Origin of the sequence: Wolbachia endosymbiont (group B) of Germaria angustata, from assembly GCF_964026725.1 — a bacterium.
GTDB classification, from domain to species: domain Bacteria; phylum Pseudomonadota; class Alphaproteobacteria; order Rickettsiales; family Anaplasmataceae; genus Wolbachia; species Wolbachia pipientis_C.
On record NZ_OZ034691.1, the window covers coordinates 950,136 to 966,880 of the forward strand.

The 16,745-nt window shown below is 33.3% G+C and carries 20 protein-coding genes and 1 rRNA gene; 5 read left to right on the top strand and 16 right to left on the bottom strand.

The window, feature by feature from the left end:
* Positions 1-68: 68 nt before the first annotated feature.
* From AAGD63_RS04580 to AAGD63_RS04600, 5 genes are all read right to left on the bottom strand, one after another.
* Positions 69-1,370, bottom strand: a complete 1,302-nt coding sequence (locus AAGD63_RS04580; RefSeq protein ID WP_341813799.1) for a sugar phosphate nucleotidyltransferase — start codon at positions 1,368-1,370, stop codon at positions 69-71.
* Positions 1,371-1,488: 118 nt separating this feature from the next.
* Positions 1,489-2,727 carry a hypothetical protein gene (locus AAGD63_RS04585; protein ID WP_341813192.1) on the bottom strand — a complete coding sequence of 413 codons (1,239 nt, stop codon included), beginning with the start codon at positions 2,725-2,727 and terminating at the stop codon, positions 1,489-1,491.
* 76 nt (positions 2,728-2,803) lie between these two features.
* A complete protein-coding gene (gene sdhD / locus AAGD63_RS04590; protein ID WP_264330786.1) occupies positions 2,804-3,169 on the bottom strand; it encodes a succinate dehydrogenase, hydrophobic membrane anchor protein in 366 nt (121 codons plus the stop codon).
* Positions 3,166-3,543: a succinate dehydrogenase, cytochrome b556 subunit gene (gene sdhC / locus AAGD63_RS04595; protein WP_264330787.1), complete on the bottom strand. Its 378-nt coding sequence runs from the start codon at positions 3,541-3,543 to the stop codon at positions 3,166-3,168. Before sdhC ends, sdhD begins: the two co-directional genes overlap by 4 nt.
* 102 nt (positions 3,544-3,645) lie before the next feature.
* Positions 3,646-5,149, bottom strand: a 16S ribosomal RNA gene (locus AAGD63_RS04600).
* 153 nt (positions 5,150-5,302) lie between these two features.
* Here AAGD63_RS04600 and AAGD63_RS04605 point away from each other — a divergent pair.
* Positions 5,303-5,920: a hypothetical protein gene (locus AAGD63_RS04605; protein ID WP_341813193.1), complete on the top strand. Its 618-nt coding sequence runs from the start codon at positions 5,303-5,305 to the stop codon at positions 5,918-5,920.
* A gap of 534 nt (positions 5,921-6,454) precedes the next feature.
* Here AAGD63_RS04605 and AAGD63_RS04610 read toward each other — a convergent pair.
* The 11 genes from AAGD63_RS04610 to AAGD63_RS04660 form a co-directional block, all read right to left on the bottom strand.
* Complete coding sequence (locus AAGD63_RS04610) at positions 6,455-6,619, bottom strand: GDSL family lipase (RefSeq protein ID WP_341813194.1); 165 nt, start codon at positions 6,617-6,619, stop codon at positions 6,455-6,457.
* Positions 6,620-6,631: 12 nt separating this feature from the next.
* The gene (locus AAGD63_RS04615; RefSeq protein ID WP_341813195.1) at positions 6,632-6,775 is read right to left on the bottom strand and encodes a GDSL family lipase; all 144 of its coding nucleotides are present in this window, start codon (positions 6,773-6,775) and stop codon (positions 6,632-6,634) included.
* A gap of 13 nt (positions 6,776-6,788) precedes the next feature.
* The gene (locus tag AAGD63_RS04620) at positions 6,789-6,935 is read right to left on the bottom strand and encodes a GDSL family lipase (RefSeq protein ID WP_341813196.1); all 147 of its coding nucleotides are present in this window, start codon (positions 6,933-6,935) and stop codon (positions 6,789-6,791) included.
* 614 nt (positions 6,936-7,549) lie between these two features.
* Positions 7,550-9,433: an RNA polymerase sigma factor RpoD gene (rpoD, locus tag AAGD63_RS04625; protein ID WP_341813800.1), complete on the bottom strand. Its 1,884-nt coding sequence runs from the start codon at positions 9,431-9,433 to the stop codon at positions 7,550-7,552.
* A gap of 139 nt (positions 9,434-9,572) precedes the next feature.
* A complete protein-coding gene (locus tag AAGD63_RS04630) occupies positions 9,573-9,875 on the bottom strand; it encodes a cation:proton antiporter subunit C (protein ID WP_341813197.1) in 303 nt (100 codons plus the stop codon).
* Positions 9,872-10,291 (bottom strand): Na(+)/H(+) antiporter subunit B, encoded by a 420-nt coding sequence (locus AAGD63_RS04635; RefSeq protein WP_341813198.1) that lies wholly within the window; start codon positions 10,289-10,291, stop codon positions 9,872-9,874. The genes AAGD63_RS04630 and AAGD63_RS04635 overlap by 4 nt, the downstream gene beginning before the upstream one ends.
* Complete coding sequence (locus AAGD63_RS04640; RefSeq protein ID WP_341813199.1) at positions 10,284-10,808, bottom strand: DUF4040 domain-containing protein; 525 nt, start codon at positions 10,806-10,808, stop codon at positions 10,284-10,286. The genes AAGD63_RS04635 and AAGD63_RS04640 overlap by 8 nt, the downstream gene beginning before the upstream one ends.
* An 11-nt stretch (positions 10,809-10,819) precedes the next feature.
* Complete coding sequence (mnhG, locus tag AAGD63_RS04645) at positions 10,820-11,092, bottom strand: monovalent cation/H(+) antiporter subunit G (RefSeq protein WP_012481981.1); 273 nt, start codon at positions 11,090-11,092, stop codon at positions 10,820-10,822.
* 6 nt (positions 11,093-11,098) lie between these two features.
* Complete coding sequence (locus AAGD63_RS04650) at positions 11,099-11,344, bottom strand: monovalent cation/H+ antiporter complex subunit F (protein ID WP_039950888.1); 246 nt, start codon at positions 11,342-11,344, stop codon at positions 11,099-11,101.
* Positions 11,345-11,399: 55 nt separating this feature from the next.
* Entirely contained in the window at positions 11,400-11,765 is a 366-nt protein-coding gene (gene rpoZ, locus AAGD63_RS04655; protein WP_341813200.1) for a DNA-directed RNA polymerase subunit omega, read from the bottom strand.
* A gap of 60 nt (positions 11,766-11,825) precedes the next feature.
* The gene (locus tag AAGD63_RS04660) at positions 11,826-12,122 is read right to left on the bottom strand and encodes a helix-turn-helix domain-containing protein (protein WP_341813201.1); all 297 of its coding nucleotides are present in this window, start codon (positions 12,120-12,122) and stop codon (positions 11,826-11,828) included.
* An 859-nt stretch (positions 12,123-12,981) separates the two neighbouring features.
* Here AAGD63_RS04660 and purE point away from each other — a divergent pair.
* The 4 genes from purE (at position 12,982) to hflK (ending at position 16,744) form a co-directional block, all read left to right on the top strand.
* A complete protein-coding gene (purE, locus tag AAGD63_RS04665; RefSeq protein WP_143689212.1) occupies positions 12,982-13,482 on the top strand; it encodes a 5-(carboxyamino)imidazole ribonucleotide mutase in 501 nt (166 codons plus the stop codon).
* The gene (mutL, locus tag AAGD63_RS04670) at positions 13,482-15,311 is read left to right on the top strand and encodes a DNA mismatch repair endonuclease MutL (protein ID WP_341813202.1); all 1,830 of its coding nucleotides are present in this window, start codon (positions 13,482-13,484) and stop codon (positions 15,309-15,311) included. The genes purE and mutL overlap by 1 nt, the downstream gene beginning before the upstream one ends.
* The gene (locus tag AAGD63_RS04675) at positions 15,286-15,585 is read left to right on the top strand and encodes a hypothetical protein (RefSeq protein ID WP_264330793.1); all 300 of its coding nucleotides are present in this window, start codon (positions 15,286-15,288) and stop codon (positions 15,583-15,585) included. The genes mutL and AAGD63_RS04675 overlap by 26 nt, the downstream gene beginning before the upstream one ends.
* 133 nt (positions 15,586-15,718) lie before the next feature.
* Positions 15,719-16,744, top strand: a complete 1,026-nt coding sequence (gene hflK / locus AAGD63_RS04680; protein ID WP_341813203.1) for an FtsH protease activity modulator HflK — start codon at positions 15,719-15,721, stop codon at positions 16,742-16,744.
* Position 16,745: the final 1 nt, after the last annotated feature.

Here is a 16,745-nt window from a genome sequence, read left to right on the forward strand (position 1 = left end):
TTTTTCCTTTACCTCAAATTAGGTTGTCTAAATTTAGCAAGCTTATAGAATATATTCAATATTCTATATTAAGACCTTCCATATATATCGTCCAATCTTACTATATCATTATCAGATAAAAACTTTCCTACCTGAAACTCAACTATCTCAAGAGGAAATCCTGTACTTTTATTCTCAATTTTATGAAACACCTTCCTTGGAATCTCTACTACATGATTTTTTGTTATAGCATATGTTTTGTCATCTAAACTCACGCATCCAACCCCTGATAGTATTATATGGTATTCATCTCTATAGTGGTGAAATTGCTTAGAAGTGCAGCTCAGTGGATTTATAAAAAGGTATTTTATAAGAAAATCCTTGCCCATTAAAACTACACTATAAAATCCCCATGGCTTAACCTCTTTCCTTATTGGCTTTACTTCCTTAACTTTATTAATGAACAACATTAGGCTCTTACTTGGCCGTTTATAAACTCTACCTAGTAAATTTTTTGCATCATTTTCTGTCATCAAAACTGGCTCTCTTCCTTTGGTTACAGCTTGAAACGACTCAAAATTCTTATTAAATCTCTTACTTAACTCTAAAACTGAACCCCAAGTGCCAACATCCATCCAATCGAAATTGGCTTCTATCATTACAATATTTTCTGCTTTTTCTATCACTAGGTGATCAATAGATGTATCACCCATTCCTGCACAATTTTGCTGTTCTAAATACAGAAATCTCTCTCGTGATACAAAATGCTTTATACTTTCACAACATAAATTATAGAGAGTCGGAGCAATTTTTTTTATCTCATCTATATAGCGTTTTGCTCTAAACACAAATATTCCAGAGTTCCAATAATGATCGTTACTTACCTTACGCTCGGGTTTTTCTGTAAAATCTTTTACTATATGACATTTTTCTTTCTGACCATATACTGCATTTATATAGCCGTATTCAGAATTGAATTCATGAGGCTTTACCCCAAAAGTGACTATAGAGTCAGTTTCAGAGGCTAGCTTAGACGCTTTCTCAATAGAAACATAAAAACTATTCAAATCACCTATAAAATGGTCTGAAGGCAGAACTAAGATTGTCTCGTTCCTATCGCAGAGAAGCACAGCAATTAGTGTTGCTGCCGCTGTCCCAATTTTAACTGGTTCAAAAACTACTTTACATTCCTGTAATGAATGTAATTCCTGCATCAATAATGACTCATATTGTATATTTGTGGTAATGATGGGTGGCATATAATCGCCTTTTAGCCTCAACAAAGTGTTGTGAAACATAGTATTCTGACTAAATATTTTCTGAAATTGCTTTGGCTTAGATAGAGGCCAAAGTCTGCTGCCACTACCACCACACAGTATTACAGGGCGTATTTAATTAAGATATTAATTATTTGATTAATATCTTATACTAACGGCAAAATGCATGCAAGTTTTTATTGTGAGATGATTAAAGTAAAAAGTAATTTAAAGTGATGGTTGACTACGAGCATTATGGAATCCCTACATTTCGTGATGAGTCTTGTCTTCTTTCTATCTCTCTATCAATATGAGGAGTGCTGCTTTTTTGATTAACGGCTGCAGCTATTTTTTTATCAGTTTTGTTTTGCAGCTTCTCCTTTAAGCTTTCTCCAACACCTGATTCTCTGGATTTATCTATACTTTCACTACTTTTATTCAGCGCCTTTTCCAAGTCTCTTTCAATACCTGGACTTCTAGCGTCAAGCTCATCCCATGTGCCCACTATACTGAGTGGCTTATGATCCTTCTGCTTCAGCTTTGGCCTTTCCCCATTTGTAACAACATTAAAGTCGCTTTTTATTTCTTTCCAACATTCTTTCAATTGGTGTTTCGACATAGTAAGATAAGCATCACCATACTTTTTCTCATTTGCTACAAATAATAAAATTGGAACCTTAAGTATTGTAGCTCCCATATTTACTAAATTTTTTACTACCACTGCAGGAGTGAAAAAAAGATAACCAAAAGATTTTGCAACTCGATTTTTTCTAGCTATCAAATTCTCTCCTAATTTTATAGGAATGAAAGTCAGCAGTCTAGCACAAATCTTAGCTAAACCCGCAGCAAAAACAATAGGAACAGATATCAGACTTTTATCTAGCTCTAGACTACCATTTTGATCTCTAATTTCTGAAAAATTAGTGCTTAATTTTTTATAATTACTAGTGTATAGTAATTCTCCATTTTTTACCTTTTTCATTAGTACAGAAGAGTGAGTTAATTCAAACGGATATTTAGGATCATTAGTTTTTTGAGCTTCGAAAATTGGCACGTGTTTTTTCAAATCCATTCTCGAAAAGCCTAATGGCTCAAAGTATGACTTACTTAACCAATCTATAGGAATTTGCTTATCCTGATTGTCTATATAATTGATAGTAAAATAAGATCTATCATTATCTTTATCTTCGGTAACTAAAGATAATCTGAAACTTGGTTGTTTTCCATTCTCATCTTTTTGACCATACAAAAGTTTATAGGTTGGATTTTTATCGTTATCTAGTATAGCATTTCCATGCATATCCCTGTTTTCTATGATTTTAGCAGACTGTACAATTTGATCATAATTTTTTGGATACTGGCATTTCCTCCCATCCTTATATACCATTACCTTTCTAAGATCTTTGACATAAACTTGAGACTCAGATGAACTAAATAGATCCTTCACTTTTAGCGTAAGGTCTGTTCCCCACTTTTTCAATGCCTCTAACATATTGCTAAACCAAAATCACTATAGTTCAATGATAAAACTAGTACACTAATAATATATTAATACAGAATTGGCAATTTTACAAGAAAATATGCCTGTAGAAGACAAAGATTGTAAAAGCGAGGATTATATAAGTAATGCTCGACAAGTACTTTATACAAGTAATCGTAAAAACTCTTAGAGGTACACTGTGTATGTAATCTTCGCACACTACTTGCATTCCAAGAACTGCATGCCAAAAAATGCAAAACACCAGTATAACAAAAAACAAAAGCTCTAGTGGATGATTAATAGCCTGAAATAATCTTTCATTAAAAGATAAAGGGCTATCAACATAAAATGTGCAAGAAAATGAGTAAATAAACCAAGGAAATAAAAATAACAAAATCACCGCAGAAACACGCTGGATCCACCAATGATGTACTGAATTTACAGATTGACTCATATAAATATAAATAAAAAAGCCATAGTAGAAAGAAATAGCATTATTGTTAGTAACATAGCACTTTTTAAAACACTAGCAATTTCTAAATTAAGCCCAGCATCCCACAATAAATGACGAATACCATTAAGAAAATGATACACAAAGCTTACAAAGCATAAGATATAAGCTAATTTAGCAACAGGAGTGAACAATAATGCATTTAAGCACCTTACTATAATTAACTTAGGGGAGTAAACATATAATATAAAATACCAAGAAAGTATGATTAATAAAAGAAATAGCAAGATACCAGTCAATCTATGCATAATAGAAAAAAAACTAGTAACTTGTACTTTATATATTTGTAAATATGGGGAAAGAGGCCTATTACTCATAAAATTTCGTTATCGAGAAATTAAAAAATAAAGTAGAAGTAAAGACAGCAGTATAGTACATAATGACACTATTATTTGAAATGGTGAATTACGTACAAAGCCTAAGGAGGTAATCCAGCTGCAGATTCCCCTACTGCTACCTTGTTACGACTTCACCCCAGTCACTGATCCCACTTTAAATAACTCCTTCCTTGCGGTTAGGCCATTAGCTTCGAGTGAAACCAATTCCCATGGCGTGACGGGCAGTGTGTACAAGACCCGAGAACGTATTCACCGTGGCATGCTGATCCACGATTACTAGCGATTCCAACTTCATGTACTCGAGTTGCAGAGTACAATCCGAACTGAGATGTCTTTTAGGGATTAGCTTAGGCTTGCGCACCTTGCAACCCATTGTAGACACCATTGTAGCACGTGTGTAGCCCACTCCATAAAGGCCATGATGACTTGACATCATCCCCACCTTCCTCCAGCTTATCACTGGCAGTTTCCTTAAAGTACTCAGCATTACCTGATAGCAACTAAGGATGAGGGTTGCGCTCGTTGCGGGACTTAACCCAACATCTCACGACACGAGCTGACGACAGCCATGCAACACTTGTGTGAAATCCGGCCGAACCGACCCTATCCCTTCGAATAGGTATGATTTCCATGTCAAGAAGTGGTAAGGTTTTTCGCGTTGCATCGAATTAAACCACATGCTCCACCGCTTGTGCGGGTCCCCGTCAATTCCTTTGAGTTTTAATCTTGCGACCGTAGTCCCCAGGCGGAATGTTTAACGCGTTAGCTGTAATACAGAAAGTAAACTTCCCATATTTAACATTCATCGTTTACAGCGTGGACTACCAGGGTATCTAATCCTGTTTGCTCCCCACGCCTTCGCGCTTCAGCGTCAGATTTGAACCAGATAGACGCCTTCGCCACTGGTGTTCCTCCTAATATTTACGAATTTTACCTCTACATCAGGAATTCCTCTATCCTCTTTCAATCTCTAGATTAATAGTTTTAAAAGCAATTCCAAGGTTAAGCCTCGGGATTTCACTTTTAACTTATTAACCAGCCTACGCGCCCTTTACGCCCAATAATTCCGAATAACGCTAGCCCTCTCCGTATTACCGCGGCTGCTGGCACGGAGTTAGCCAGGACTTCTTCTGTGAGTACCGTCATTATCTTCCTCACTAAAAGAGCTTTACAACCCAAAGGCCTTCTTCACTCATGCGGCATGGCTGGATCAGGCTTTCGCCCATTGTCCAATATTCCCCACTGCTGCCTCCCGTAGGAGTCTGGACCGTATCTCAGTTCCAGTGTGGCTGATCATCCTCTCAGATCAGCTATAGATCATTGCCTTGGTAGGCTATTACTCCACCAACTAGCTAATCTAATATAGGCTCATCTAATAGCAATAAATTTTTCCCCCGTAGGGCGTATACGGTATTAGTTGCCGTTTCCAACAATTATTCCGTACTACTAGGTAGATTCCTATACATTACTCACCCGTCTGCCACTAAGTTATACTATAGCAAGCTACAATATAACTCCGTTCGACTTGCATGTGTTAGGCCTGCCGCCAGCGTTCATTCTGAGCCAGGATCAAACTCTCAAATTTAGACTTCAACCTATAAAAGGTTGAGGGTACATCGGATAAATCCGACAAAAAATAATTTAGCTTAATACTGCTGTCTTTATTTCTACTTTAGAAATATTTTAATCTCCAACTATTCAAACAACCTTAAGAATATTATTATGTGATATAATCACTATGTCAATATGTTTTTGCAAATCAAAAGCATTAATGTATAAATATATAACTATTTGGAATATTACCATGAAAAAATACATCTTTCTGCTTGCTCTCGCGCCAATGTTAGTTGGCATCACATTATACTTATTGCGCAACATTGATAACACAAAACAATCTATAACTGCAGGTGACAAGTTTTACGAAGTATTATTCTTAAAAAAAGATAATAAGTCGCTGCTAGAAGAAATAGATTCAAATTGGGAGTATTTAGCAAATTTTGAACGCGCATTCAATCATATCTCAGATTCAATGCCAACAGACACAGCATCTATTATTTATAATAATTTGGCAGATGATAAAGATGCTCCTGATGTTTTGCGTGAGTTAGCACAATACTTAGAAGTAATGAGCTTACTTCACTCCAGCGTTGAAAAAACAAATAAAGATAAAATTAGTAATTTAGAATCAAATGCAGTGTACCCTTATTCAAGCCAAGAAGCTATTGCTATAGTAAAGATACACAGTAACGACATTAAAGGTGCAATTGAAATATTGCATTCATTATTAAATGATAGAGAATGTCCGACTCTAATCAAGGCCAATGCACAAGAATTACTTCGGATATACGAAAACTAAAAAACTTGCTTGCATAACAATTTGGCAGCGCATCTGATGAAATAAAGAACTTTACTTGACAAACCTCCCTATTTTATTATGGCACTAAAAGTATTTATGACTCAAAATTTGTTTTTGACTATAGGATCAATCACAAAATCCAGTAAAAACTTAGGTGTTTATTGGTAGATTACGTAAAATTATAGCGGTTTTTTAAATTTTTTCTATACTCAGCCAAGTCGCGCTTGTTAGAACATTATTACAGCACCACTTACAGTAATATAGAGTCAAAATTTCACTACTCAGAGGTTCCTTTTACCTTTTTATTTAGTAAGACTTCTCTATATTTATAGTTAATATATCAAAGAATAAACTTCACTAGCAGAATGTCATTCTAGCACTAAAATGACAAAAAGAGAATAAAATCGTAATAGCTATGTATCAAGCACCGTTGTGTATTTTCTCTATATTTTAGATTACTTTGTTTACCCCCCTACCTTTACCATTCAGATACGCAGATAGTTACTACAAACCGTAAAGATGTTTAAAAGAAATCTAATTTTTTATCAACTCATACATTTCATTACCAACTTCACAATAAGGTTCTGCAGTTGTATAAAAATAATCAAAGAAGAAATAATCCTTTAGTATTTCTGTGCTGCATCCAGAATTATAGTAAGTATCAAGCCTTCCTTTAAATATCAACAAGAGTATCTTCATACTTTTTCCAAATCACCCTCCCCCAAACTGGTCTACGATGTTTGATAGGTATGCATCTCGATCATTTAACCCTTTGCTCTTATATTTACCAAGCATACTTTTTATTTTAGAGTTAAGATCGAATGCTTTTATTTCAAGATCTGCACCTTTCTTCATATAATCTAAATCATTAGCTAGTTTTGTATTGAAACTCTGTGTAAGCTTTGCAGCCAGCTCTCTTGCTTTTCGTCTTTATTAAAGCTAGTATCAAACCAACCTCAGTCACATTTGCAACAATCACATGCTTTACACCATATTCATTTAGAACCAAATGCATACATATTTCACTAACCGCTTTATTTCAATACTTTTTCTGCTTTAACATTGTTATAAGCAGTGGCACCCATAATATTATTTCCTCGATTATAATGAAAAATAAAATCTCCTTTACCTACGTCTGGATGATGTTTAATTACTGCGTTTAGCTGATTAACTAAACGAAATTTATTGAGGAAATAAGAAAAAATAGGGTTAAGAATTTCAGATGCTGTTGCATATAAAATCGCATAGTTATGATCTTGCTGTTCATAGTATCAATCAAAAAATGAGCATCTCCATGATGACTTAAATTCTTCTAAACCTAAATACTTTGCTAAATATTCAACAACAGTAAGGCCATTGCTAAAAATCCTCCTTAATAAAAAGGGGCATTAAGTTTCACATTTCTTACAAAGGATAAGTTATTAAAATTTCAATAATTACACCATTATCAGATAAACTATCACCCAGAACACAAAAATTTTTACACTTTGAATTAGAGTTATTATTTTTATTTGCCATAACATTCAATATCTAATCATACTGCTCTATAAAGCCTATAAAAAAAGAAAAATAGGGTAAAATTATAGAACTTTGGCTGAATTTACCTATTTTTTGAGCAGCCCTTCTGCCTTAAAAGAAACCTCTAAGTTTTTTAGCACGGCTTGGATGTTTCAACTTACGTAGTGCTTTTGCCTCTATTTGCCTAATTCTTTCACGTGTAACATTAAAAATTTTTCCTACTTCTTCTAAGGTATGCTCCTTTCCATCTTTACCAAGGCCAAAGCGCATCCTTAGAATTCTTTCTTCTTTTGGTGTTAAAGTTGCAAGAACATTGGTCGTAATGCCACGCAAGTCGGCAAGTATTGCAGCATCCTCTGGTTTAGAAACTCGCTTATCTTCTATACAATCACCGAAGGTACTACTATCATCCTTTCCTATTGGAGCTTCAAGACTTACCGGATCTCTTGCTATCTTCATAACTTTGCGTATTCTTTCTAGCGGCATTGCCAATTCTATACTCAATTCCTCTAATGTAGGCTCTCTACCCATTTCATGAGTCATCTTTCTTAATGCTTTGTTGATTTTACTGATAATTTCCACCATATGTACTGGTATTCTAACTACTTTAGACTGTTCAGGTATTGCCCTAGTGATTGATTGTTTTACCCACCAAGTACCATAAGTCGAAAATTTATACCCACGTTTGTAATCAAACTTATCCACAGCCTTCATAAGACCAATATTACCTTCTTGTATCAAATCAAGCAGATCAAGGCCTCTTTTTGAATACTTTTTAGCAATCGAAACCACTAGCCTTAAATTAGCCTTAATCATTTCTTGCTTTGCTTGAGAGACTTCTTGTTCATGTTTCTGTATTCTCTTAATTACCTTCTTAAACTCCTGAACTTTATCTCCTTGTACATAACTCTTAATATTGCTTAAGGCACTAGCTATATACTCATAGCTATCGTTTATAAACCTTAAGAATTTATTTTTTAATTCACCTGTAAAAAGAGATTGATTTTCATTAATCTTGAGAAAACTTATTTCACTAAACTCGTGCTCTAAAAGCACATCATCATAAACATTATAAAAACTTTCTCTATCAATATCGTACTTTCTAGCTTCAGTAATAAGATTAGCTTCTTCAAACGTGATTAGTCTATTTATTTCGTAAAGTTTTTGTGTAATTCTGGTAATAGCAGCATCACTAAACTGAATTTGTAATGCTACAGACCATATTTGATTATATAAATTTTCTAGCTCATTAGAGAAATCTTTAGAATTTTTTTTCAATACCAATGCTTCATTTGTTAAAGCAATGATCTCATCCAATGCCGTGATAACCTTTGGCAATAAATCACTTTCCATTTCAAGAACAGAAATATTTAAGTTAGCTGAACTTATGTCTTCACTCTCATTACCTTTTTCCTCATCATTAACACAATCTCTAACATCTTCAGCTTCACTTTCTTCTTTGTCTACCATATTGAAATCAGAGTTATAAATTGCATCCAGATTTATAATTTCTCTCAGTAAAAAAGTTCCACCACTTAAATCATCACGCCATGTTTTGATTATTTTGAATGCCACTGATGTTTCAATTATTGCACGTAACATGTTATGCTTTTCAGATTCAATTTTTTTTGCTATCTTAATTTCATCTGCTCGTGACAAAAGCTTTACAGAGCTCATATCTTGTAAATAAATCCTTACTGGATCATCATTTTGCACTAAAGTTGTAGTAGTATTCAACGATGTCTCATCATCATCAAGCTTATTACCACCATCATTAGAAGGAGCTTCTTCCTCATCTTCACTACTTTCGAGTATGTTAATTCCAGAGTCTTGCAATAAAGCTATAGTATCATCTATAAAATCAGGTGGAAAACTTTCATCTGACAACTTATCATTTATATCATCAAAAGTGATAAAACCGCCCTTTCTTATACTTTTGGTTACAAGATCTTTGATGATCTTTTTCCTATCTTCCGTACCATTAATAGTTGACATCATTACCTTTACAGTTCATAATTTTATTTCTTACTTATCAAATAAACCTACAATTAGCAAGCTTATAGTTTTATTCTTAATTTATAGTTACTTGCTACTTCATATAGTTTAAGATACTGTCAATTTATTCACACTCTTCTTAATCAACTAATCTCTCCATTCTTACTACTATGGACAATCCAACTGAAAATGTTGCAATTCCAACCACTATAGCAGTAAGCATTAAGACGTGAGGTATAGGATTGGTATATAAGTGAAAATTTGAAGTCAATATAGGAGGTGAAGAACTTTTTACATACCCTAAAGATATGTAAAACAACAAAACAGATGCTTGTAAGATACTTAATCCCATCATTTTTTTGATTAAGTTTTTATCATTTACAATGATATAGAAACCTAGCACCATTAATATAGTAATGCCTACATAATTATATAGAGTCATTGTTTTTTCTTGCGAGCAAAATTTATATATATGATTAACATGGAAGAAGAGACGGTAAGCAATACACCCAGCTCCACTAAGAAAATACCCAATTTTTGACCTGTTCTACTATCAGCTGACAATATACTATAGGATAAAAAATTTTGGCCAAATAAAACTGTTATAATACCAGCTCCTCCATAGGTTAAAATACCTAGTACGTTAGTAAATTTGATAATAGAGTAAGGTATTGCTTTTAAAGTTGTAGGTATATCAAATAACATAGAATATAATATTATCCCAGAAGCAATAATTATTCCCGCCTGAAAACCTCCACCTGGAATATAGTCACCATGAAACTGTATGTATAAACCAAACAAAATGATAAAAGGTATCATCAAAAATGTTACTGCACTTAATACCGGATCTTTAATCACTTTCTTTCTCTTCTAATATTAACATTATACAAAGTGCAGCAGTAAAAACTACTATAGTTTCTCCAAATGTGTCATAGCCACGAAAGCTTGCTAAAACAGCTGTCACTATATTAGGAATACCAATAGCTTTTTCAGTATTTTCTACATAATAAGGAGCAACGTGCAAGTGAACTGGAGCATTATGACTGCCAAAATCTGGTAATTGAATCATAAAGTATGATAAACATGCAGTCAAAAATAACATAAAAAAAAGTGTTGTGGGGCTATGAGATAAATTTGCTTTGTAATTCTTTACCAAAGAGAGTGCTGCAAACGTAAAGACTGTGCTCAATCCTGCACCAACAGAAGCTTCAGTAATTGCAACATCTGGCGCATTCATAATCAAGTACATAAGTGCAATAAGTGCACTAAATACACACATTAGAACAGCACTTACAATCAAATGTTTCGAAAGAACTATAAAAACTGTAACCGTGAGTAACAGCAAAAGTAATATTAGATTCAGTATTTCTAGCATCTTAACCTTCTTTAGTAGTCTTTACTTTTATAATAAGTACGCGCTAAAATATAACTGTTAGTTGAATTGGCTATCCATATTATAAAAATCAATAATATAACTTTAATAGTATTGATTGAAAATTCATTTTGCCAAGCAAAACCAATCAACAACAACATTGCTCCACTAGAATCTGCAATACCTGCAGCATGTAGTCTAGTATAGAAATCAGGAAATACTACTACTCCTACGCTTGAAATGACTATTAAACAAACACCTAAAAATATGAGAATGGATGCTACCATAAATTATCAAAACAACATTAATCTCATTAGCGCTATAGTTGATATAAAGCTGATGCTAGCATATAGCAATGCTATATCAATTAAAAAAAAATCATTCAGAATAATCGATATTGCTGTTATGAGTAAAACTACTTGTGTTGATAAATTATTGAATGCTAAAATCTTATTGTACACATCACTTGACCTAAATACTATACAACATAACATTACACTCATACAGAACAAAAGCGCATAGATAGCAATACTAATCATTTATAAGCTATTTAACCTCTGCAAATTTCTAAATCTGTACTTCTTCACCACTATCTTAATCATCCATTTCATCATCGTGGCTTTCTTGACTTACATCCAGACTTGTGTTAAATTGATGATCAGAAAAATTTAACAAATTTGCTAGCTTACTTGGACTATTAACATAAGTATTATCTGTGTTTCCTTTCATGTGCTCCTTGCACCTTTTCACCAAAAGGTTAAACAACTCATGGGTATTCACCTTCTTTTCTGCTATTTCATATAAAGAAACTATCGTATCCTTATGATCTTTAAACTTAACCATTTCAACGGGATCGCTTGCCCCTGTACTCAAATCATGCGTTCTTTGACTTGCTAGAAGAACCAATTTAAAACGGTTATGTACCTGTTCTACACACTTTTCTACAATAGACTCAACCATAAAATACTACCTTGATAAGCTTTATACTATATCACAAAAAATAAGATGTCAACTTCGGATCTATTGAGATCCAATTCTATATTCTACTTTTTCTTCTTTAGCTTTTACTGATTGATTTCCTGTTATTGTAATTGTTATTTCATGATCAAGCTTTTTCAAAAAACCTAACAGTCTCTCTAAAGAAAAACCACTTATCTTACCACTTTTAATTTGTGACACCTTTGGTTGATCAACACCAAGTTTCTCAGCCGCACAAGCTTGAGTCCAAGTATTTTTTCCTATAATTTTACTTATTATGTCAAGCAATTTTTTTTTTATTGCTTGACTATCCAGATTGTTTAATGATATTGTTTCCATAATTTTTACTCTCACATACCAACTAGCTATATTAAATATTATATCATAATATTTAATATACCAATATATTAATAGTATATAACTTGTCAATAACTATCTGATACTCAAAATTTTAAATTGACTATAATTTTTATCAAAATACTAGTAATTTCAAACTATTATTTTGTAAAAAAACTTACTATTAAAGAGAATAAGTTGAAATTGCAAAGTTTAAAATACAGAAATAATCATTTTACAAACTCGTTTTAGAGACTGTATATGATCTCAAGAAAGGAATAAAGCAGGAGATAGAGTATGTAAATTATGAAAACAGAGCAAGATGAGTAGGAGAAAAACTGAGTAGAGTTCTGTAGAAAGAAACAAAATCAAGAAGATTTAGGATGTATTTTACATAGTGTTACAGGTCCTAAAAAGTGGCTTCAGTGAATCAACAATGTTTTCAAAATGGCAAGATTATTTTAATAAATGAAGTAAAAAACATAGCGGAAGTAAAGAAAGTGTTTTGAAACATATATAAAAAAGTAGTTGCAAAGAAACAAATAAAAGGATGTAACTGTAGAGATCTTTGCCGTATTGTCAAAAGGTAAGTCTCTAATACTCTTATAGAAAAGTGTAGACAATCGTGATAAGCAAAATTCAATACTAGCTTACAAATCGTCTTCTTGCTTCCACCGCTTTGCTTCTAAAAAGATTATGAATAGACCCTTAATATCCGAAATTTATACCTCTATATTTATTTTAATATAGGGATTCATTTCAATTTTTAAAGTTTCTATTTAATGAGAATGCTATATCATATTCGTAATTTAATTTAAATATCTGTTGCTTCTAAAATACTATTTGGTTAGTAAATAAAATCATGTCTAATACAGAAAAAATGAAAAAGGATGTTGCTGTAATTATGGGAAGCGAGTCGGATTATGGCACTATGGTGCATGCTATTAACCTATTAAAAGAATTGGAAATTTCACATGATGTATTTATAATATCCGCACACAGAACACCAGAGAGACTCTTTAATTTTACTAAGTCTGCTCAAGAAAAAGGCTTTAAGGTTATTATAGCTGGTGCAGGAGGAGCGGCTCATTTGCCTGGTATGGTTGCATCGCTCACTTATTTACCTGTTATCGGTATTCCTGTGCATAGCAAACAATTAAATGGGCTAGATAGTCTATTATCTATAGTGCAGATGCCAAAAGGTGTTCCGGTTTCAACAATGTCTATAGGAGAGAGTGGAGCATGCAATGCCGCTATTACTGCTGCATCTATATTGTCGATTTCTAATAGTGAAATTGCAGATAGATTAAAAAAATGGAGAGAGGAGCAAACTCAAGCAGTAAAAGAAAAACCAACATTATAATGGCAATAGTTCTTTTAGATACAAAAACCATAAATCGTATAGCAGCAGGAGAGGTAATAGAAAGGCCTGCAAGTGTGGTAAAGGAATTAGTGGAAAATGCAATAGATGCCAGAAGCTCAGAGATAGAAATTAAGATAGAAAGTGGTGGGCGTAACCTCATTACTGTAATCGATGATGGTAGCGGAGTAAAAAAGGATGATTTAGAACTTGCGTTTATGCGCCATGCTACTTCAAAATTGAGTGACAGTGAATTGATAGAGATCAAGCATCTTGGCTTTAGAGGAGAAGCTTTGCCTTCAATTGCAGCAGTAAGCAGAATAAAATTATCATCTAAGGCAAGCAAAGTAGATCAAGCATGGTCTATAAGGTATGAGGGGGGAGAAAAAATAGGAGAGCTTGTTCCTTATCCTTTATCGATAGGAACATATATTGAAGTACGAGATTTATTTTTTGCCACACCAAATAGACTAAAATTTCTCAAAACCGAAAGGGCAGAAACACAAAGCATTGTTGATATTGTAAACAACTTAGCAATGATCAATTATGGAATTGAGTTTACTCTTATCTCCGATAATAAGAAACTTCTTAAGTATGCTAAGCAGACCTCATTATTTAGCAGGCTATGCGAAGTAGAAAAAGAATTTCATGAAAACTCTTTGCAAATTAGTGAAGAAGAAGATGGCATTAGACTTACAGGATACATCTGTAAACCTACTCTCAATCGTAGCAATTCAACTCAGATCTATACATTTGTTAATGGTAGACCAATTAAAGACAATCTACTTATTGGCGCAATCCGTTATGCGTATCATGATCTTATTCCAAGCAATAGATATCCCTTTGCAGCGTTGCACTTAGAGATACCGTATGATCAAGTAGATGTAAATGTGCATCCAAATAAATCAGAGGTAAGGTTTCAGAACAAGAGGCTAATATATGAAATAGTGAGAAGAGGGCTAATAAAAGTATTATCAAAGAGAATAGATCTTGCAGAAACTGTGGTGAGCCAGACTGAGATAACAAGGAATCATCTATCATCAGATCCTTTTAGTAGGTCTAGTCTTAAAAATGAATTTTATGGAAGAAGGTCTGATCCTTTTGAAAACCAGTTAATGAGAGAATTTACTTCTCCAAATATAGAGACAAAAAGCTTATCAGAACATTCAAAATCGTTTGATTATACTGGTATGCAAAAATCTCCTCCGCGAGCGGAAACTACAATTTTGGAAAAGAAACAAACCGATCTAATAAGGGACTATCCACTTGGGTTTGCACACTGTCAAATCTACAATACTTATATTATTGCCGAGGTAAGAGACAAACTAATTATAGTAGATCAGCATGCAGCCCATGAAAGACTAGTATACGAGTGCTTAAAGGAGAAATCAAGTATAAAAAGACAAAAACTTCTTTTGCCTGAAATGGTTGAAATCAAAAATCAAGCTGGAATGGAGATGATTAAAACTTATAAAGATAAACTTTTTGAGATGGGTTTTGAGATTGAAATTAAACCAGAAAATAAGATCATAGTAAAAGAAGTGCCTGCAATCTTAGGAACAGTAGACACAAAGAGAATGCTCATTGATATAGTGGATAGACTAACAGAAATAGAAGATATATTACCTATAGAGGATAAGGTGAATAAAATACTAGCCACAATTGCTTGTTATGGATCAATAAGAGCAGGCAGAAAGATGAAATTGGAGGAGATGAATGAATTATTGAGGCAAATGGAAAAGACACCTTATTCTGGACAATGTAATCACGGAAGGCCAACCTATATAGAAATGAAATTAAGCGATATTGAAAAGTTATTTGAGCGAAGGTGAGAAGTTATCACAAATATGTATAGATTATACAACCCTAGTTTCGTCATCTCAAAACTCAGATACACAATTGTTTGAACATTGCAATTTGCAGGTAATTTGCATAGTAGATAATGTCATTCCATCACTTGACAATGATTTATTACGCAGCTACTTGATTAAAATTAAGTTTCCTAAATCCCAGGCATTGTCTTTTATGTTAATAATTAATATACAACTAAAAATACTTATCAAAAACGACAATAAAGAGTTTAAAAAAAGCCAGAAAATTCTATAGAATCAACCGTACTATATAGAGAAAAGAAAGTGTATGATAATATTCTTCGTTTCAATTTGCAAACAAAATAGTTTTGCATTTTTCGATAAGATTAAGTAATATCAACGTATTAGTTATACAATTAATAATTTTTATGGATGAGCGTAATCCTTGGAATCTTGGAAAGAAACCGTCAGGTCCAAGTAATGAAGATATTTTAAGTAAAGCTGTGTCTGATATAAGATGCTTTTTTAATGGCTTAACCAGAAATAGAGGGAAAAAACCTTATTTCATCATTTTCATTGTTTTGTTGTTTTATTTTTGTACTGGTTTCTATATTGTCCATCCGAGTGAGGAAGGTATAGAACTTACTTTTGGCAAATATTCCAATACAGAAACATCTGGTTTGCGTTATCACTTTTCCTACCCTATTGGTAAGGTTTTTAAAGTGAATGTTAAAGAAGTAAATCGCGAAGAAATTGGGATAAGCAGCTCTTATGGGCGAGATACAGATCGTGGTGAAGGAGTGATGCTTACCGGAGATGAGAATATAGTCAACGTTAACTTTGAGGTCCAGTGGCGAGTTAGAGATGCCAAAGATTATTTATTCAAAGTGCGGGATTATAAGCCTGGTTTCAGCGTTAAAAATGCTGCTGAAAGTGCTATGAGAGAAATAATAGGTAAAAATACGATCTCTTTTGCACTCGAAGGTCAAGGTAGGGCTGAAATCTCCAGAGATACTAGAATTTTATTGCAACAGATTCTTGATGGATATCAAATGGGTATAGAAATTTTATCTGTTCAAATGAAAAAAATTGACCCACCAGAAAAAGTGATTAGCTCATTTAGGGATGTACAAAGTGCTCGTGCAGATAAGGAGCGTACTATAAACGAAGCATATGCTTACAGTAATGATATTATACCTCGTGCAAAAGGTGAGGCAATAAAGATAAAGTTAGATGCAGAAGCATATGAGAACGAAATAATAAATGAAGCGAAAGGTAATGCAAATCGCTTTTTATCTCTTTATGAAGAATATAGACAAAATCCTTCTCTTGTTAAGAATCGTATTTATCTTGAAACTATGGAAAATATTTTCAGCAAGGTAGATAAGTTTGTTATAACAGACGATCTGAAAGGTATGTTCTCTTATTTACCTCTTACAAATTTAGGGAAATAGT